Source organism: Parazoarcus communis SWub3 = DSM 12120, from assembly GCF_003226565.1.
In the GTDB taxonomy this organism is placed as follows: Bacteria; Pseudomonadota; Gammaproteobacteria; order Burkholderiales; family Rhodocyclaceae; genus Parazoarcus; species Parazoarcus communis.
In genome coordinates, this window is the sequence record NZ_QKOE01000002.1 from 41,654 (window position 1) to 58,860 (window position 17,207).

General features: G+C 64.5%; 19 protein-coding genes. 6 read left to right on the forward strand and 13 right to left on the reverse strand.

Annotated elements, in window-relative coordinates; all coding sequences use genetic code 11:
• The first annotated feature begins 95 nt into the window (after positions 1-95).
• Positions 96-857, forward strand: a complete 762-nt coding sequence (locus tag DNK49_RS03850; protein WP_110523017.1) for a glucose 1-dehydrogenase — start codon at positions 96-98, stop codon at positions 855-857.
• 63 nt (positions 858-920) lie between these two features.
• Here DNK49_RS03850 and DNK49_RS03855 read toward each other — a convergent pair whose 3' ends face one another.
• Positions 921-1,856 carry a LysR family transcriptional regulator gene (locus DNK49_RS03855; protein WP_110523018.1) on the reverse strand — a complete coding sequence of 312 codons (936 nt, stop codon included), beginning with the start codon at positions 1,854-1,856 and terminating at the stop codon, positions 921-923.
• Between the two features lie 116 nt (positions 1,857-1,972).
• Between DNK49_RS03855 and DNK49_RS03860 the strand changes: the two genes are divergently transcribed.
• Together DNK49_RS03860 and DNK49_RS03865 are read left to right on the forward strand one after the other, a co-directional pair.
• Positions 1,973-2,416 (forward strand): DoxX family protein, encoded by a 444-nt coding sequence (locus DNK49_RS03860; RefSeq protein WP_110523019.1) that lies wholly within the window; start codon positions 1,973-1,975, stop codon positions 2,414-2,416.
• Positions 2,417-2,483: 67 nt separating this feature from the next.
• Positions 2,484-3,170 carry a pirin family protein gene (locus DNK49_RS03865; RefSeq protein WP_110523020.1) on the forward strand — a complete coding sequence of 229 codons (687 nt, stop codon included), beginning with the start codon at positions 2,484-2,486 and terminating at the stop codon, positions 3,168-3,170.
• A gap of 56 nt (positions 3,171-3,226) precedes the next feature.
• Here the strand turns inward: DNK49_RS03865 and DNK49_RS03870 are convergent, their stop codons facing one another.
• Entirely contained in the window at positions 3,227-4,042 is an 816-nt protein-coding gene (locus DNK49_RS03870; protein ID WP_110523021.1) for a CmcJ/NvfI family oxidoreductase, read from the reverse strand.
• Entirely contained in the window at positions 4,039-4,662 is a 624-nt protein-coding gene (locus tag DNK49_RS03875) for a 2-hydroxychromene-2-carboxylate isomerase (protein ID WP_110523022.1), read from the reverse strand. Before DNK49_RS03875 ends, DNK49_RS03870 begins: the two co-directional genes overlap by 4 nt.
• A gap of 248 nt (positions 4,663-4,910) precedes the next feature.
• Here DNK49_RS03875 and DNK49_RS03880 point away from each other — a divergent pair, with 248 nt between their 5' ends.
• Complete coding sequence (locus DNK49_RS03880) at positions 4,911-5,282, forward strand: DUF2917 domain-containing protein (protein WP_110523023.1); 372 nt, start codon at positions 4,911-4,913, stop codon at positions 5,280-5,282.
• Here DNK49_RS03880 and DNK49_RS03885 read toward each other — a convergent pair.
• Positions 5,187-6,101, reverse strand: coding sequence for a LysR family transcriptional regulator (locus tag DNK49_RS03885; RefSeq protein WP_110523024.1), 915 nt, complete (start codon positions 6,099-6,101; stop codon positions 5,187-5,189). The two genes, DNK49_RS03880 and DNK49_RS03885, sit on opposite strands and share 96 nt — an antisense overlap.
• Before the next feature lie 11 nt (positions 6,102-6,112).
• On the opposite strand from DNK49_RS03885, the gene DNK49_RS03890 reads away from it, so the two are divergent.
• The gene (locus DNK49_RS03890) at positions 6,113-7,003 is read left to right on the forward strand and encodes a LysR family transcriptional regulator (protein WP_110523025.1); all 891 of its coding nucleotides are present in this window, start codon (positions 6,113-6,115) and stop codon (positions 7,001-7,003) included.
• A gap of 90 nt (positions 7,004-7,093) precedes the next feature.
• Here DNK49_RS03890 and DNK49_RS03895 read toward each other — a convergent pair whose 3' ends face one another.
• The 8 genes from DNK49_RS03895 to DNK49_RS03930 all read right to left on the reverse strand — a co-directional run bounded on the left by DNK49_RS03895 (position 7,094) and on the right by DNK49_RS03930 (position 14,906).
• A complete protein-coding gene (locus tag DNK49_RS03895) occupies positions 7,094-8,941 on the reverse strand; it encodes a sensor domain-containing diguanylate cyclase (protein ID WP_110523026.1) in 1,848 nt (615 codons plus the stop codon).
• A gap of 154 nt (positions 8,942-9,095) precedes the next feature.
• On the reverse strand, positions 9,096-10,046 hold the full coding sequence (locus tag DNK49_RS03900) for an AEC family transporter (protein ID WP_110523027.1): 951 nt from the start codon (positions 10,044-10,046) through the stop codon (positions 9,096-9,098).
• Positions 10,047-10,256: 210 nt separating this feature from the next.
• A complete protein-coding gene (locus tag DNK49_RS03905; protein ID WP_110523028.1) occupies positions 10,257-11,192 on the reverse strand; it encodes an AEC family transporter in 936 nt (311 codons plus the stop codon).
• Positions 11,193-11,220: 28 nt separating this feature from the next.
• Positions 11,221-11,427 (reverse strand): hypothetical protein, encoded by a 207-nt coding sequence (locus DNK49_RS23895; protein ID WP_133255081.1) that lies wholly within the window; start codon positions 11,425-11,427, stop codon positions 11,221-11,223.
• Positions 11,428-11,549: 122 nt separating this feature from the next.
• Positions 11,550-12,689 carry a glycerate kinase gene (locus DNK49_RS03915; protein ID WP_110523030.1) on the reverse strand — a complete coding sequence of 380 codons (1,140 nt, stop codon included), beginning with the start codon at positions 12,687-12,689 and terminating at the stop codon, positions 11,550-11,552.
• 73 nt (positions 12,690-12,762) lie between these two features.
• Entirely contained in the window at positions 12,763-13,608 is an 846-nt protein-coding gene (locus DNK49_RS03920; RefSeq protein WP_110523031.1) for a DMT family transporter, read from the reverse strand.
• Between the two features lie 88 nt (positions 13,609-13,696).
• Complete coding sequence (locus DNK49_RS03925; RefSeq protein ID WP_110523032.1) at positions 13,697-13,930, reverse strand: DUF2798 domain-containing protein; 234 nt, start codon at positions 13,928-13,930, stop codon at positions 13,697-13,699.
• A gap of 64 nt (positions 13,931-13,994) precedes the next feature.
• Positions 13,995-14,906 carry a LysR substrate-binding domain-containing protein gene (locus tag DNK49_RS03930; RefSeq protein WP_110523033.1) on the reverse strand — a complete coding sequence of 304 codons (912 nt, stop codon included), beginning with the start codon at positions 14,904-14,906 and terminating at the stop codon, positions 13,995-13,997.
• Positions 14,907-15,050: 144 nt separating this feature from the next.
• Here DNK49_RS03930 and DNK49_RS03935 point away from each other — a divergent pair, with 144 nt between their 5' ends.
• Positions 15,051-16,286, forward strand: a complete 1,236-nt coding sequence (locus DNK49_RS03935) for a YbfB/YjiJ family MFS transporter (RefSeq protein WP_110523034.1) — start codon at positions 15,051-15,053, stop codon at positions 16,284-16,286.
• A 123-nt stretch (positions 16,287-16,409) separates the two neighbouring features.
• Here the strand turns inward: DNK49_RS03935 and DNK49_RS03940 are convergent, their stop codons facing one another.
• On the reverse strand, positions 16,410-17,189 hold the full coding sequence (locus tag DNK49_RS03940; RefSeq protein WP_110523035.1) for a LamB/YcsF family protein: 780 nt from the start codon (positions 17,187-17,189) through the stop codon (positions 16,410-16,412).
• Between the last annotated feature and the right edge of the window lie 18 nt (positions 17,190-17,207).

A 17,207-nucleotide genomic window follows, 5' to 3' on the forward strand; every position in this document is an offset into this window, starting at 1 on the left:
GTTATCCCGCCGCGCGCCGCCGGAGACGCCACAAGGCTACAGTGCCGACCACGGAGCCGCCCCGGACGAGGGCCGCCGAACGACAGGAGACGACAATGCAGGGAATGCTGGAACAACGCGTGGTGATCGTGACCGGTGCCGGATCGGGAATCGGCCGCGCCGCCGCCGAGGTGATGGCACGCGAGGGGGCGATCATCATTGCCAGTGACCTGAAGCTGGACACTGTGGAAGAAACGGCGCACCGCATCGTCACCGCAGGCGGACGGGCCATCGCCACCCGCACCGATGTATCCCGGCTGGGTGAGCTCGACGCGCTCCACGCACTGACCATCGGCGAATTCGGCCGACTCGACGGTGCCTTCAACAATGCCGGCATTCCGGGGCCGGGCAGCGCCCTGGCCGACCATGATGAAGCCGCCTTCGATGCGCTGATCGCAATCAATCTGAAAGCCGTGTGGTACGGCATGAAGCGCCAGATCGAGCTGATGCTGCCGCGTGGCGGCGGTGCCATCGTCAATACCGCCTCGGTCGGCGGCATCGTCGGCAAACCCGGACTATCGGTGTATTGCGCCACCAAACATGCGGTGATCGGCCTGACCAAGACCGCCGCGCTGGAATACGGCAGCCGCGGTGTCCGGGTCAATGCAGTGTGCCCCGGCGTGATCCGCACGCCCATGGTGGACCAGGTGATTGCCGGTCAGCCCGGTGCGGAAGAAGAATGGAACAAGCTGCAGCCGATCGGCCGCATGGGCACGCCGGAGGAACTTGCCGAAACCGTGGCCTGGCTGATGTCGCCGCGCGCCTCGCTGGTCCATGGTCACGCACTGGTTGCAGATGGCGGCCTGACCGTCGCCTGACCGACGAACAGGGGAAATGGTGCCCCTCCTCTTGGCCCGGCCTGTCGCCGGGCCTTTTTTTGTCTACAAAGGGTTTGCCGACGTCCCGTTCGCCACCAGTCCCACGCCTGCATCAAAGCGCAAGCGGCCGAGCTCGGCAATGAACCAGGCCAGGGCCTTGCCCTTGTTTGCGGCCTGCCAGGCCACCGAAATCGGCTGTGGCAAGCGGGGCTCGGCCAGCGGCAGCTCACGCAGGTGCCCGGCAGCCAGCTCGTCCACGATGCGGTGACGGGGCAGGAAGCCTACCCCCACCCCCTGGCGCTGGGCCTCAACTTTGTGGGCGAAGGTCGGCACGACGATACGCGAACGGCCATCGAGCAGACCACTGGAGCGGGCTGGCAGGTAGCGTGAGCTGTCGGCCACCACCACCGTGGGCCAGGGACGGATCGCCGCTGCGGCCAATGGTCGCTCGGCCTCACACAGGGGGTGATCGGCAGCCACCGCGAACACGAACTCCACCGCCCCCAGCGGCATAGTGGCGATATGACCCGGCGGCCCTTCACCGGCCGCACCGACGACCAGATCGCAGCGCCCGCTGGTCAGCGCATCCCAGGTACCGCCCAGCACCTCTTCGACCACACGGATCTCGGTCTGCGGGCGCAGCCTGTTGAAGGCACCAATCAGGTGATAAATCGGCTCGGGATCGAGCACGTTGTCCACGCCGATGCGCAGCTCCGCCTCCCAGCCGTCGGCCACCGACTGCACCACCCGGGTCAGTGCATCGACCGCGTCGAGGATATGCCGCCCCTGATCCAGCACCAGACGACCCACCGGCGTCAGCACCGCACGCCGCCGGCTACGGTCGAACAAGGCCACGCCAAGGTCTTCCTCAAGTTTGCTGACGGTATAGGACACCGCCGAAGGCACCCGGAACAGGGCGTCGGCCGCTGCGGCAAAACTGTGCTTGCGATCGATGGCGTCGAGCACGCGAAGGGCATCCAGGGTGATGGGCGAGATCATTGTTCGATTCCATTGAACATTCAGATCAATATTAACCGTTATTTTTTGCTTTCTCCTTTAACTAAGATCGCTCCATCAGTCATACGAACTGACCAATTACCCCAGGAGAGACTCTCATGAACACCCTGATCCAACGCATCCTGTCGTCCAACGCCGGATTCGCCACCCTTGCGCTGCGCATTCCCGTCGGCATCATCTTTGCCGCACACGGCGCCCAGAAACTGTTCGGCTGGTTTGGCGGCTACGGTCTGGAGGGCACCGGCCAGTGGATGGCTTCGATCGGCCTGCAGCCCGGCTACCTGATGGCGCTGATGGCCGGCAGTGCCGAATTCTTCGGCGGTCTGGCCTTGCTGATCGGCCTGCTGGTCAGACCGGCGGCCGTAGTGCTGGCATTTGCAATGCTGGTGGCGATCTTCAGCGTGCATATCGGCAACGGCCTGTTCATGAGCAACAACGGCTATGAGTTCGGCCTGGCGCTGCTGGCAATCTCCGTATCGCTGGCAATCAGTGGCGGTGGCCGGCTCGCGCTCGACAACCGCCTTGCCGCCATGTATCGCTAAGCCGCCCGCCAGACCCAGCACAACGCCCGCGGGCCATGCCCGCCGGGCCTCATCCAGGAGAGCACACATGATCACCCTGCGCCCCGCGGCCGACCGCGGCCATGCCAACTTCGGCTGGCTCGACAGCCACCACACCTTCTCTTTCGGCAGCTACCACGACCCCGCACACATGGGTGTGTCCGCCCTGCGCGTGATCAACGACGACCGGGTGACACCCGGTGCCGGTTTCGGCGCCCATCCACACCGCGACATGGAGATCATCAGCTATGTGCTCGAAGGCAGCATCGAGCACAAGGACAGCATGGGCAGCCACACCCGCCTGAACGCCGGGCAGATCCAGGTGATGAGCGCCGGTACCGGCATCGTCCACAGCGAATACAACCCGGACGACAGCACCGGCCTGCACTTCCTGCAGATCTGGATCCAGCCGGATCGCCGCGGGGTCGAGCCGCGCTATGCCCAACAGGATGTGCCACCGGGCGAGGGCGCCACCCTGCTGGTGTCGCCGGATGGTCGCGATGGCTCACTGTCAATCCATCAGAATGCCTTCATCCACCTGCTGCGGCCGGCCGCATCCGGGCTGACCCGGACGCTGCACGCCGACCGGACCTACTATGTTCACGCGGTGCACGGCACACTGACGGTCAATGGCGTGAGCATGAGTGCAGGTGACGGAATGACGCTTGCCGCCGAAACCGCCTTGACGGTATCCGCGCAAGCGGGCGCCGAGGCCCTGTTGTTCGATCTGCCCTGAACGGGATGCGGGCCAAGCAGCACCTTGGCGCTCGACGAGCTCGGGCTCGGTGGCGTTCAGTAAATCAGCAACACCCGGGTCTCGATGCTCTTGCGCAGCGGCGCGTCGGGCGGCACCTGCGGAAGGTCGAACGCTGCGTGGGGCGTGAATGACGCCACGTCGGCAGCAGAGTCGAAGGACTTGAACACCAGCGCCTCGTCGCGCCGCATGCGTGGGTAGTAGTGCCAGCGATGTCCTTGAGCATGGGTACACAGATAGATCTCGCCGCTGCGCGACGGGTAGTGGATGTCGGTCGCCACCAGATCCTCGCTCGCCACACTACTCGCATCGCAGACGCCCAGTGGGGTATCGAGCACTTCGCCCACCAATGGCCGCCAGATGTTGAGAATGGAAAACCGGCCATCCCAGGTATCGCCATCCATGCCCGGGCACTGCATGCCCAGGCGCCGCCGGCCAGAAGCGGCCGTGTAGTCGTTATGCACCCGCCCCACCGCAGCAGGCGGACTACCGTCATCAGCGCGACCAAAGCCCAGCGCCGGCCGACCCGCCTCTCGCTCACGTACAAGATGGTCGAACACGATTGCCAGCCGCGCCCCGGTCAGTTGCCGCGCCAGCGTCGCGCATTCGCGGTAGTAAAGCGACTTGACCTCGGCCCAATCGAAAAAGTCAGCCACCTCGCTGCGCTGCTCCACCAGACGAAACCCCTCCACATCCAGCGAGGTCTCCGGTCCCTGGCGGGCATCCCGTACCTCGCACAGACAGGACTGATAGCGCGCCGTCTCGCGCTTGATGCCGGCAGGAGGCGGGTACAGATAGGTGTATGGTTTGTCCTGCATCGGCAGCAGATAGCTGAATTCGGCATGCAGACTCATTGTCCGTCCTCCACCTTCTGCCGCGTTGCATGACGCAGCGCATGGGCCAAACGGTCGGTGCCCCAGAACAGGGTGTCGCCGGCGAAGAAGCTGGGCGCACCAAAGACGCCGCGCCGCATCGCTTCGGCGGTGTTCTCGCGCAGGCGCGCACGTACTGCCTGGCTGGCAGCCAGGACCAGGACCGCATCCGGTTCGACCTGCAAGCCTTCAAGCATCATGCGCAAACCATTGGCCCCGGCGATGTCGATGTCATAGCCAAAGCTCGCTGTATAGGCACTGAGCACGAAGCGCTTGCCCCATCCCTGGTCGAGTCCTGCCAGGGTCACACAGGCGGGCAACACGCTGTTGCGCGGAAACACCGCAGGCCGCCGCAGCGGCAGGCCGCGTTCTTCGCAGAGGCGGGCAAGGTCCTGCCACATGTAGTCGCCCTTGGCCGGATACAGGTTGAATGGCGAGTCCTGCCAACCCTGGGCTGCAAAGACCGGCCCCAGCAGGAAAGGGCGGTAATCGATCCGTGCCCGGCCTTCATCCTCAAGCCGGGCCACGTCGGCAGCGGCCACATAGGAGTAGGTACTGGCAAGATCGAACCAGAACTCGATAAGGGGCGGGGGAGTGCGCATGCTTGTTGTCTCCAATCCAGGTTGCACGGCTGCATGTTGAGGCCCGCCGAAGCAGGCTTGCTTGAACAACGCTGTGGGAGCGCACAGCAAAATTCAACCATCGCAAAAGCGCAGCCGCCTAATCTGGACACGCCCTCTCCGCGGCGTCGTTCCTCCCGACACGCCGCATCCCTGTGGCTCCGCCCCTTCGGGGGCGGTCTTTTTTGCCGAAACGTGTCCCCGGGAGATCGTCGGTCAAGGAGCCACTCATGCCCCACCACGACACGCGCTGGATCATGGAACTCGATCATGGCGCCCACCTCAACCTGACACTGCGTCCGGGCACCACCCTCTGTTGCCGCAGTGGCTGCGTCTGGCTGACCGAGTACCGGCCCGGCAAGGACGTGATCCTTGCCGCCGGAGAGTGTCACCTTGTGAACCACGGTGGCGCGGTCGTGATCAGCAGCCGGCATCGGGCGCTGATTGCCGTCAGTCCGGTAGGTGGCTTGAGCATGCACACCACGCTAAGTGCATTTTTCGAGAACCTAGCTGATCTCAGGATCCGTCTGCAGCTCGGTGGCGAGGTCGAGAAGGGCTGCAGTGCAGGCCTGGACGACCGGGCGCCCCTGCCCCTGCGCTGAGTGCAGCAGCACATACTGCTTGTCCACCCTCTGCCAACGGCGCAAGGCACGCAGATGATGGCGCCGGCAGTAACTTGCGGTCAGGCGCCAGGGCAACCAGGCCAGGCCTTCGCCGCGCGCGCACGCAGCCAGAATCGCATAGAGGTCGTGACAGACCAGCGCGGGCGCACGTGGCAGCCCCTCCAGACCATGCCCTTGTGCCAGGCGCAGCCAGGGTATCGATGGATGCTCGATCAGGGCCTCACTGGTGAGCACGTCCGGCAGGGTACGCAGTTCGAGCGCGGTCACCCGGGCGGCGGGGGCCAGCATCACCAAGGTCTCCTGCCACAACGGAATCGCCCCCTCATGCTGGCCCGGGTGACAGTAACGCACTGCGATGTCACACTCACCCCGCTCCAGATCAGACAGCGACTCGGTGGCTGACAGCGTCACGGCCACCCCAGGACAGGCGGCACGCAAGGATGCAAGTCGCGGCGCCAGCCACAGGCGGGCGATGCCCGGGCTGGCCGACAGGCGCAACTCGGTGACAAAGTCCTTGCCCAGTCCGTGAAGTGCATCTGCCGCTCCCCGGGCAAAGGTCGCCACCCCCTGGTAGTAGGCACGACCTTCGTTACTGAGCTCGACGTCGGGCAAGGGGCGGATCAGCAGACGCAGACCGGTGCGTTCCTCGAGCAGCGCAATCGACGCACACAACGCGGCCTTGCTCACCCCCAGTTCGGCCAGAGCACGCGCTACCGAGCCATGCCGCACCAGCGCCTCGAAGGCAACCAGGGCGTGCAGTGGTGGCAGCGGAGCAGGGGGGGTGTTCGCAGGCAGCATGGAGAATCCTCATGAGTCGTTCATTATTGCGTGATCTGCCCCTGCTGGAACTGCTCGCGCTCGAAGCCACCTTGCGCCTGGGCAGCCTGACCCGTGCCGCAGACGAACTTTCGGTCACGCCATCGGCAATCAGTCACCGAATCCGACAGATCGAACAACGCCTCGGCGTCGCCTTGATCGAACGACAAGGTCGCGGAGTCGGACCCAGTGCCGCAGGCCAAAGCTGCCAGACCGAACTTAGCCGCCTGGTGGCCGACTTCCGCGCCCTCTCGCACACACTGCGCAACGATGCGCACCAGCACCTGCAGATCGACACCACGCCGGTACTCGGCACCGAATGGCTGACGCGCCAGCTACCCGAACTGCATCGCCGCCTCGCTGTTACCGGCCTTCAGGTCGAGCTGGCTACCAGTCGCTTGGTCGATACGCCGCCCGATCCGCGCGCCGATCTGGTCATCGAGCTCGTCACCGGAACCTTGCCGAGCGACGTCCGCCCCCTGTTTGCTGCCCATATCGGTCTGTACGCAGCATGTCATCTGGCACTCGCCACGCCGATCACCCTTGAATGGCTGCAGGCACAGCCATTGGTACGCCATGCCGGTGCCGACTGGCCGCACTGGCTGCAGACCGTATTTGGTCAGTGTCCCGACCTGCACTATGCGATCACCGTCGACGACCCACTGACTGCACTCGAAGCCTGTATCGCCGGCGCTGGACCGGTGCTGCTCAACACCCTGGCAGCACGCCCGCATGTAATCGAGGGGCGGATTTACGCCCTGCACGCCGCACGCGTGCATGCCGGTCACTACCTGCTCAGCCTCGGTGCGCGAGGGCAGCTCAAACCGCTGGCACGCCGCGCTGCCGACATCCTGAACACGCTCGCCACCACACCACCATACTGATTCACCACCGGAGGCCTCCATGCACGATCAAGATGGCCACTTCGCCGCCCGCCAAGCGGCGCTGACCTGCAAGCCGCGACAGATCACCCGCTACACGCTCCAGGTCGAGCGTCCCGCGTCCTTGGCCCGGTACATCGCCATGTCTGCCGCATGAATGAGCGTGCTGGCCGAGTCGCCATCGACCGGGAAGCGGGCAATCCCCACGCAACAGGAGATCTCGATCCGCAGGGAAGCGAGCTCGTACGGCGCCGACAGACTCTCGACCACCCGCGCCGCCGCCGATTCGGGCGTAGTTCGGGTGTCGCCGCCGGTCAGCAGCACGACGAACTCGTCGCCACCCAGGCGGGCGACGGTGTCCTCGTCGCGGAACATCGTTTCCAGCCGACGAGCCACTTCGCACAGCACCAGGTCGCCCACCTCGTGACCATGGAGATCGTTGACCGGCTTGAACCGGTCGAGATCGACAAACAGCACCACCACCTCTTCGGCCTGTCGGCGGGCGTGGGTGATCATGCGCTCGAGACGGTCGATCATCAGTGAGCGGTTGGCCAGCCCGGTCAAGGCATCGAAGTTGGCCTGGCGCCACACCTCGTCTGCCTTGCGCCGCAGTTCGGTGACATCGGACAGCACCACCACCCGATGCGCCGCTTCGTCAGGCAATGTGGGCTGCATCACGGTCAATAGCACGCGGCCCGTATAGGCATTACCGTTCTTGCGCAGCCCGTCAAAATCCTCCACCCACCGGCTGCCACCCTTTTCGTGAATGATCTCGGCCAGTTTCCGGGCACCTTCGAATGCGGGCGACAGCACGTCGCAGCGCTGGCCAAGCAGCTCTGCCTCCGAGTATCCGGTCAGCACCGACACGGCAGGATTGATGCCTACGATGCGATCGTCGGCGTCCACCACCATGACGCCTTCGCCAATGTTGTCGAGCACACTGCGGTGGTGCTGGTTGCGAACCTCAAGCGCACGCACCACCTGTTCGTAACGCCACAAAGCGTATAGCAACACACAAGTGGCAAGCAGGATGAGCACGGTGGAAATACCGGTACGCAACAGGATCCCATGATTGATGTTGACTGTCGGCAACATCTCGTCCCCGATTGCAATCCCCGCGGCCATGATCAAGCCGGAGGGCAGGCGCCGCCAGGAGTACAGTCGGGTCACACCATCGATGGCACCGGACGCCACATAGTCTCCTTCCAGCACATTGGGCTCAAGCAGAAAGGGGCGATCTTCCGGAACGCGTTTGCCGAAGTAGCTCGAACTGCCCAGTGAGCGCAACAGGTAGTGTCCGTCGCTCGAAAGCAGGGTCAGTGTGTCGTGCGGCCCCACCTCATAACGCCGCAACTGCGTCATCCATTCATCGGCCGAGATTGCGATCGACACCACCCCGGCAAACACACCGTCGTGCCTGACACCCCGCGCAAACTGGATGCTCCACTTGCCGGTCAGCCGCCCAAGCACCGGATTGCTGACCACCAGCGGATCGGATTCGCTTGCTGCAAGACGGCGAAAATAATCGCGATCACCCAGAAAGTTGCGTGGCGCAGGGCCAAGCGACGAATAACTGAGGTAGCCATCCGCATCGATATGAAAAAGCTGCAGGACCAGCGCTGAAGGCAAGGCCTCGATGACGATGCGGCCGTGCTTGGCCAGCATCTCCGGCTGATCGGCCGCCGCCGCCCTGACTGCCCGCAATGCGTAGTCGAACCGATCGATCGACGCCTGCAGGGTATCGGCTGCAGCCCTGACCCGAACGCCAGCCTGACTGCGGATGCGTTCCATCGCAGCCTGTTCATTGTGCTGAACGGAGTTAACCGACTCCAGCCACATCACCGTGAGCGTCACCAGACAGGCGAGTGCTGCCAGCACCCTGATCACACAGAGTGGCCGACTGGCACAACGCCTGAAGGGCTGAAACAGCACAGCGACCACGGATCGCGGGTCTCCATTACGTTATAGATATGAAATCAGACAGGCAGTGTCCGCACCGGTACGGACAGGAAGCGGCAGATTATTACACTCGCTGGCATCGTTCCAGCGTGTCGAATGACTCGGACGAAAGATATAACACTGGCTCGACGTTGTCTCAGATGACACCCAGCCATCGCAGCACCATCACACCCGCACTGGTGGTCAGGATGGACCCCAATGTAGTAAGCGCAATGATGTTGGCCGCCAGGCTCGCATTCCCCCCCATCGCCCGCACCATCACATAGCCTGCCGCTGCCGATGGCGCCGATGCCATCAGGAACAGCACACCCAGTTCGGTACCGCGAAAACCCAGCGCAATACCCCCCACGCCGAGCAGCACCGGCACCAGCACCAGCTTGCTCAGACTTGCGAGTACGGTATTGCCGATCTCCGAACGCAGACTGCGGAAGTTGAGCGCCGCGCCGGTACACAACAGGGCCAGTGGCAGCGTCATGTCGGCCACATAACGCCCGGACTGCCACAACACCTCAGGCAGCGGAAGCTGCAACCATGACACCGGCAAGGCCAGCAGGATACCAATGATCAGCGGATTGGTGGCAATGCCGCGTGCAATCTTGCCAGCCCCCTGACGGCGGTGCAAAGAACGGCTCAGGGTGACGACCGCCAGCACATTCACCAGAATCGTCACCAGACCGAGGTACAGCGACACCACTGCCAGGCCCTCATCCCCATAGGCGTTCAGGCAATACGCCAGACCCACCACCCCAAAGTTGGACCGAAATCCGCCCTGAACCACGACTCCACGATCCTGCGCGGGTTGCACACAGTGCTTCGCGCCCCACTCGAGCAACAGGTAGATGACCAGCGTCGCCACCAACCCGTAAGCAATCATGCCCAGATTGACCGAATCTCCGATCTGCGTCTTCGCGATGCTCATGAACAGCAGCACCGGCAGGGCAATGGTGAATACCAGCCGCGATCCGGCATCGATGAAGCCGTCGGTCAACATGCCGGTTCGCCGCAACAGCACCCCCAGCGCCAACAGCACGAAGATCGGTCCGGTGACCGAAAACGAAAACGACAGGACTTCAAGGAATGCGGTCATGACCTGAGGTGAGGCAAGGAAAAAGGGGAAAGGACCGGCCGCCTCCGAGGAGGCTGTCGGGCTTGAGCGATCGTAGCGAGCCGAGGAGGAAAACGAGGACAGATTTGGCCGTTTTTGAGGCGCATAGTCATTCCATGCAACGAAAAAACGGGCGGATATGGACCGTTTCTCCCACTGGCGAAGCAGATCGGCCTCAAGCCCGACAGCCTCCTAGGCGCGCAACAGGAAGAGCAAGACCGACAAGGTCAGCACCGAAAGCAGTGTGGACAGAAAGACCGACGAGGCCACCGCCTGCTGACAGACGCCGTAGCGCTGCGCAAACAGATAGGGCGTAATCCCGGCAGGCAGCGCCGCCAGCAAAACCGCAGTCATCACCCACAACTGCGGTACCTCGAACACATGCGCTGCCAGCATCCAGACCAGCAGCGGATGAATCACCGTCTTCAGCGCCACCAATACCATGGGCTCGCGCAGGTTGCCGGCCAGGCTGTAACGCGTCAGCGAGGCGCCAAGTGCAAACAGGGCACACGGCGTCGCCGCGCTGCCCAGACCCTTGACCACGACATCGAGCGGCCCGGGTATCTCGATGCTGGACAAGGCAAACACCAGGCCTGCGGACAGACCCCAGATGATCGGCGTGGCCAGGATGCTTTTCGAAAGGTTGACGAGCAACTCGCGGGTCGGCCGCTTGCCGCCTTGTGCGGCTTCGATCAAGGCCGTGGTGGGTGGCAGCAACAGCAGGCTGTGGCAGGCGATCATCACGAACAGGGGCAGGGCGGCCGAAGGACCGTAGGCTGTCATCACCAGCGGAATGCCCAGCATGCCGGTATTGGAGAAAGCCGCCCCCAGTCCGATCACCCCCTGCTCGTCGAGACGGCGCGCAAACATCATGCGTCCGGCCAGCATCGCCAGACCGAACACGACAAAGGCACCGATGTAGTAGGACAGCAGATAGCCCCACGGCATCGCATCCGGCAGTTCGGCCTGGGCGATGGCGCGGAACAGCATCAGGGGCAGTGCGAAATTGAATACGAACAGCGACAGGCCACGGTTGGCCGCCTCGTCGAAAGCACCGAAACGGGCGGCGACATAGCCCAGCCCGAGCGTACCGAATACCGGCAGGATGATGCCAAAGATGATGTCCAAGTTTCGTGTCCGATCGGGTCGCCCCGCGTCAGCCCCAATCCGCCTGCCCGGCTTGCCGTCCGATCCGGTTCAGGTGACGACCTGGCGGAGGGGTGCAGCGCACCGTGCGTGCCGATTCAGGCGCCTGCCGCCAGATGGCATTGAAGATGTCCCCGTGCCAGTACATGCCACGCCCGGGGTTGAGCTTGAAACGGTATGCGGCCGGCCATGCGCCTGCACCGCTTGAGGCATACATGATGCACCTGCCCGGCAGCCGGATGAACCCGGAAAACTGCGGATTGCGCTGCACAGTGGCCCCACCTTGCCCCTCGTCACCGGTCGAACCCCCGCGATCGTCCGGCCGTGGATCGCACACCGTCATCTCGGCGGCCCCATCCGCAGCATCGCCGCGATGTTCCGCGCAGTACGCTCGACATTGACCGCCGCATCCGCCAGCGCCTGCTCCAGTGAACACGGGCCTGGCACCGTGCCGAACACTGCATCGATACCATGCTCGTATAGCGCATCGGCGTCAGCACCGACACTGCCAGCAATGGCAATCACCGGCTTGCCATAGCGCCTGGCCAACCGTGCGACCCCGATCGGCGTCTTGCCACGCAGGGTCTGACTGTCGATACGTCCTTCGCCGGTGATCACCAGATCGGCATCGATCAGTTGAGCCTCCAGCCCAAGCGCAGCGGTCACAATATCCACCCCGGGGCGGAGCGACGCGCCAAAGAAGGCCAGCATCGCCGCACCCATGCCCCCCGCAGCGCCGGCACCCGCCACCGTGGCCACCGCAACACCGAGATCACGTTCGACGATATCGGCAAAATGCGCCAGGCTGGCATCCAGACGGCTGACCATGTCCGGCGTCGCCCCTTTTTGCGGACCGAACACCGCCGATGCTCCACGCACACCGATCAGCGGGTTGTCGACATCGCAGGCCACCTCGATCCGGCAAGCCGCCAGACGCGCATCCAGTCCGGTGCAGTCGATGCGCGCCAGTCCGGCCAGCGCGCCACCACCCGGTGCCAGATCGCGCCCCTCCGCATCAAGCAGGCGGACACCCAGCGCCTGCAGCATGCCCGCACCCGCATCATTGGTGGCACTGCCGCCAATGCCGAGGATCAGGTGGCGGACACCCGCATCCAGCGCAGCCCGGATCAACTCACCCGTACCACGCGAACTGGTCAGCAGCGGATTACGTGCTGCGACCGGAACCCACATCAAGCCACTGGCCGCCGCCATCTCGATGATGACCGTACGACCATCTCCGGTCATGCCGTAGAACGCTTCGACCGGTGTCCCCAGCGGTCCGCTGACGGTCACGGGCACACGGCGGCCGCCCGTTGCGGCCACCATCGCCTCCACCGTGCCTTCGCCCCCGTCAGCGACCGGAATGCAGACGTAGTCGGCCTGTGGCAGCACCGCACGGAAACCCGCCTCAATCGCGCGGGCAACCTCCAGCGCGCTCAGGCTCTCCTTGTACGAATCGGGGGCAATGACGATCTTCATGATGGAACTCCGGGTTTCGAACGACCGACCATGGCCACAATACGGGCGGGTTCGGATACCACCAGTACGCCCATCAGGATCCCGACCGCCGCAGCCCGATCACCAGCGCAATCCCACCCAGTACCGCCACCGAGGCCAGCACCAGACGCAGGGTGATGGCCTCGCCGAGGAACAGCGCACCGCCAAACGCGGCAATCACCGGCACGCTCAACTGCACGGTCGCCGCCTGAGTGGCGCGCAAGCCGGGCAGGGCGGCATACCAGATCGCGTAGCCCAGACCGGATGCAAACGCACCGGACGCAAGCGCATACAGCACACCATCGGCCGCCAGACTGGCATGCGGCAGCATTGACAGACTGAGCACCAGCGCAAAAGGCAGGGCACGAACAAAATTGCCCGCCGTACTCGCAGTCGGATCGCCACCGCGCCGGCCGCGCAGCGAATACAGGCCCCAGGCCACGCCCGCCACAATCATCAGCACCGCACCCTGCAAAGGCGGCGCGGACACACCAGGCAACAGCAGGCCAAGCAGGCCGCCAGCGGCCAGCACCAGACCCACCGTCTGCCGGCCACTGAAGCGCTCCCCCCGTACCAACCCATAGCCGATCATCGTCGCCTGCACCGCACCGAACAACAACAAGGCCCCGACCGCCGCCGGCAGCGACAGATAGGCATACGAGAAGGCGGCGGCATAGACGAACAAGGCCGCCGCAGATCCCCAACTGCCCTGCCGGCCGATATCCCCCCGCCGCGCCCGGACGATCAACCACAACACCAGGGCACCGGACGCGATCCGCAAGGTCGTGAAACTGGCCGCATCGATGCCGGTTTCGCGCAGGGCAATGCGGCACAACAGGGAATTGGCGGCAAAGGCGAGCATCGCCACCACGGTCAGCAACAGCACACGACTTGCACTCATCGAGACAGCTCTCCGGGTGCCTGCCACGGCACGGTTTCGATCACCCGCGCATTCTGACCCGACTGCGGCGAAAGCGCACCCAGCCGGCTCAGGCAGTACCGTACAGCGCGGTCAGTATCTTGCGGGTCGCCTTCTGTGCGATCGGAATCGCGATATAGGCCGCCATGGCCGCAAGCGGCCAGGCGATGATGAAGGCGCGTGCCCACAAGGCGATGAAGTTGGAGGGCAGGCCGAGGTTGAGCCAGGTGATGAATCCGGTCATCAGAAAGGCCATGATGCCGGCCATGATCACCGGCTGGATGTGCTGGGGTTTGAGCTTCATGTTGTTTTCCGTAAACGGGTCGATGAATGTGTCGAGCAGGAATGACGCACCGCAACATTCTGACTCAGGCCGCGTGTTTGTGTGAGCCCGGATCTTCCACAACCCCATGTTCACCCAGCAGCACCTCCACCCAGGCATCGAGCGCTGGATGGGCTTCGGCCTGGCGCCGCCGGATCAGCATGGTTGGCGACGACGCCAGATGCACCGGCAACGGATGGCTGAGCACCTGATCACCACGCGGATGCGCCGCCAGCAGGCTGGCCGGCAACACCCCCACCCCCAGCCCGGCCGCCACACAGCCGATGATGGCCTCGACCGAGGCGTAGCTCTGCAGGCCGGTCACCGTCAGACCACTCTCCTGCGCCCAGCTGAGCAAGCGGGCACGGTAGTGGCAGCCCTCCGGAAACACGATCAGGCCGACCTCGTCACCGCGACGTGGCAGGCGCATGTCGGCCGGCAGCACCAATCGCAACTCCTCTCGCCAGACCTCATCGGCAATCAGGCGCGGGTGTTCCAGCGGACCGGCGACAAGTGCGGCATCCAGGTCGTGGCCCAGCACCCGCTCGATCAGTACCGCGCTGGAACCCGTCTCCAGCTCCATCGCCACCCGTGGCGCATGGCGGTGGAACCGTGCCAGCACGACGGGCAGGCGCATGGCCGCGGTGGTTTCCATCGACCCCAGTCGCAGCCGCCCCTGCAAGGTATCCAGGTGCACGCTCTGCCACGCCGCCGAGCACAGCACGTCGAGCTGGCGCGCATGCGGCAACAGACGCTCGCCAGCCGCGGTCAGGGTGAACTGCGGCCCGTTGCGCTCAAGCAGTACGCTACCGAGCTGCTCCTCGAGCTGGCGCAGCCGCGCCGAGACATTGGACGGCACGCAGTGCAGATGACGCGCAGCCGCACTGAGGCTGCCATGTGTCACCACCGCACTGAAATAGCGCAACAACTGCGGATTGAAGCGGGAGGGTGCGAGCACGGCGCCACCTTTCTCTTAAAGTGAAATTGAAGATTACTACTTTTCACTAACAAGGAATACATTCCCGCCCTTAGAGTGCACCTCATCCCGCTATACCACACATCATCGGGCGTCGCCGCACCGCTTCCCATCAGGAGTCCCCCCATGTCTTCCATCAACGCCCCCAATCCACCCAACCGTCTGTGGATTCCGCTGCTTGCCGCTGCCGTGGCGCTCGTCGTGGTCCATGGCCTGGGGCGCTTTGCCTACACGCCGCTGCTGCCGATGCTGGTCAGCGACGGATTCATGGGGCTGGATGCAGCCGCTGCCTTCGCCACCTGGAACTATGTCGGCTACCTGCTCGGCGCCATGCTGGCGATCCGCCTGCACCAGCCCGACCAGATCCGCCGCATCCTGCCCGCCGCACTGATCGTCAATGCCTTGTGCACCGTTGCCCAGGGCTTCGTCACCCAACCGGACCTGTTCCTTGCTCTGCGTCTGATCAACGGCATCAGCAACGGCGTGGTGTTCGTGCAGGCCCCGGCACTGGTGCTGGAGTGGCTGGCGCGTCACGGCCTGGCAGCGATGAGTGGACTGATGTATTTCGGCGTTGGCGCCGGCCTGCTGCTGTCCAACGGGCTTGCCAGCTTTCCGGCCGAATGGCTGCAGGGCGCCGCACGCTGGTGGCCGATGGCACTTGCCGCAGTGCCGCTGGCACTATGGAGCGCGCACCAACTGAGCCATCTCGACCGTCCCGCTGCCGGCAGTGTGCCCCCTGCAGCCAGCCCGACTGGCCGCTTGCTTGACCGCGCCAGCCTGCCGGTCTTTCTCGCCTACGCCGGCGCGGGACTGGGCTACATCCTGCCCACCACCTTCCTGCCGGTGGTCGCACGCGAACAGCTGGAAGCCGGGCACTGGCTGCTGAACGGTGCATGGTTGATCCTGGCGCTGTCCACACTGGGTGCCGCCTGGCTATGGAACAAGCTTGGTAGCCGCATGGGTGACCGCAATGCGCTGGTGCTGAACTATGTGGTGCAGGGTCTGGGCGTAGCCGGCCCGCTGTTGTGGCCGGGCGAGATCGGGGTGTTCGCCTGCGCCTTGCTGGTAGGCTCGACCTTTCTCGGCAGCGTGCTGCTGACCCAGCGCCTGGCCCGCGCGCTGCACCCCCACCAGGGCCCACGCATCTCCGCCGCGCTGATCACGCTATACGGCTGCGCCCAGCTGACCGGTCCGTGGCTGGCACGGATGTGGCTGGAGCAGGGCGGCAGCATGAGCGACACCTACTGGCTGGGGGCCGGCGCGCTGCTGTGGGCCACGGTATGGACGCTGCGTACCCAAGGCGCGCCCGCTCAGGCCGGGACTGGAGGAATCCACCCTCAACGCTGTGTTCCGGGACGTTGATACACCATCAGCATGGCGGCAACATCATCGCAATCGGTTGCCGCCAACCCAACAGACTCGCTTCGGTACCAATTTGTCATGCAGCCGCAGCATCCCGGCACCTGTGTGCCGGGACAGGATCGCTCAAGCGCGGCCCGCCACCACCGCAGTCAACCCAGCCAGTTGCCAGCCTGCCGTCTCGAGCGCGTGACGCAGTCGGCGCGCACTGTCGACCGCGCCGGGGGTGTCACCATGCACACAGATGCTGTCCATGGTCGCCGACAGCACCTTGCCGGATTGCGACACCACACCACCCGCATCAAGCATGCGCAGCACATGATCGACCAGCGCATCCGGGTCATGGATCACCGCACCCGGCTGCTTGCGTGGCACCAGCATGCCGGTATCGGTATAGGCACGGTCGGCAAAGATCTCACCCGCTACCGGCAAGTCGGCAGCCTCCGCAGCGCGGTACAGTTCGGACAACACCGGTGCCAGCAGGATCAGGTCACGGTCGAAGGCGCGCACCGCACGCACGACCGTCCAGGCCAGATCAGCGTCCTCACAGGCCTGATTGCTGAGTGCGCCGTGCGGCTTCACATGGGTCAGCCTGCCCCCCTCGGCCGCCGCAATGCCTGCCAGCGCACCGACCTGATAAAGAATCATCGCCTCCAGCTCGGCCGCCGCCAGCTTCATCGGACGCCGGCCAAAGCCCTGCAGGTCGGGATAGGCCGGATGCGCGCCCAGACTCACACCGGCGGCAAGCGCGGTGTGCACCGTCTGCCGCATCACCAGCGGATCGCCAGCATGAAAGCCGCATGCAATGTTGGCTGAACAGATCACCTGCAACAGCGCCGCATCCTCGCCCATGGTCCAGGCGCCGAAGGATTCGCCGAGATCGGCGTTGAGGTTGATCCGCTTCATCGAGTTCTCCCTTGCACC

Bases quoted from the DNA above. Each gene is read 5' to 3' on its own strand.
- DNK49_RS03880 (WP_110523023.1), top strand. From the start codon at position 4,911: ATGCCCCACCACGACACGCGCTGGATCATGGAACTCGATCATGGCGCC.
- DNK49_RS03875 (WP_110523022.1), bottom strand. From the start codon at position 4,662: ATGCGCACTCCCCCGCCCCTTATCGAGTTCTGGTTCGATCTTGCCAGT.
- DNK49_RS23895 (WP_133255081.1), bottom strand. From the start codon at position 11,427: ATGTATGCCTCAAGCGGTGCAGGCGCATGGCCGGCCGCATACCGTTTC.
- DNK49_RS03850 (WP_110523017.1), top strand. From the start codon at position 96: ATGCAGGGAATGCTGGAACAACGCGTGGTGATCGTGACCGGTGCCGGA.
- DNK49_RS03915 (WP_110523030.1), bottom strand. From the start codon at position 12,689: ATGAAGATCGTCATTGCCCCCGATTCGTACAAGGAGAGCCTGAGCGCG.
- DNK49_RS03920 (WP_110523031.1), bottom strand. From the start codon at position 13,608: ATGAGTGCAAGTCGTGTGCTGTTGCTGACCGTGGTGGCGATGCTCGCC.
- DNK49_RS03855 (WP_110523018.1), bottom strand. From the start codon at position 1,856: ATGATCTCGCCCATCACCCTGGATGCCCTTCGCGTGCTCGACGCCATC.
- DNK49_RS03870 (WP_110523021.1), bottom strand. From the start codon at position 4,042: ATGAGTCTGCATGCCGAATTCAGCTATCTGCTGCCGATGCAGGACAAA.
- DNK49_RS03865 (WP_110523020.1), top strand. From the start codon at position 2,484: ATGATCACCCTGCGCCCCGCGGCCGACCGCGGCCATGCCAACTTCGGC.
- DNK49_RS03890 (WP_110523025.1), top strand. From the start codon at position 6,113: ATGAGTCGTTCATTATTGCGTGATCTGCCCCTGCTGGAACTGCTCGCG.
- DNK49_RS03900 (WP_110523027.1), bottom strand. From the start codon at position 10,046: ATGACCGCATTCCTTGAAGTCCTGTCGTTTTCGTTTTCGGTCACCGGA.
- DNK49_RS03935 (WP_110523034.1), top strand. From the start codon at position 15,051: ATGTCTTCCATCAACGCCCCCAATCCACCCAACCGTCTGTGGATTCCG.
- DNK49_RS03940 (WP_110523035.1), bottom strand. From the start codon at position 17,189: ATGAAGCGGATCAACCTCAACGCCGATCTCGGCGAATCCTTCGGCGCC.
- DNK49_RS03925 (WP_110523032.1), bottom strand. From the start codon at position 13,930: ATGAAGCTCAAACCCCAGCACATCCAGCCGGTGATCATGGCCGGCATC.
- DNK49_RS03885 (WP_110523024.1), bottom strand. From the start codon at position 6,101: ATGCTGCCTGCGAACACCCCCCCTGCTCCGCTGCCACCACTGCACGCC.
- DNK49_RS03860 (WP_110523019.1), top strand. From the start codon at position 1,973: ATGAACACCCTGATCCAACGCATCCTGTCGTCCAACGCCGGATTCGCC.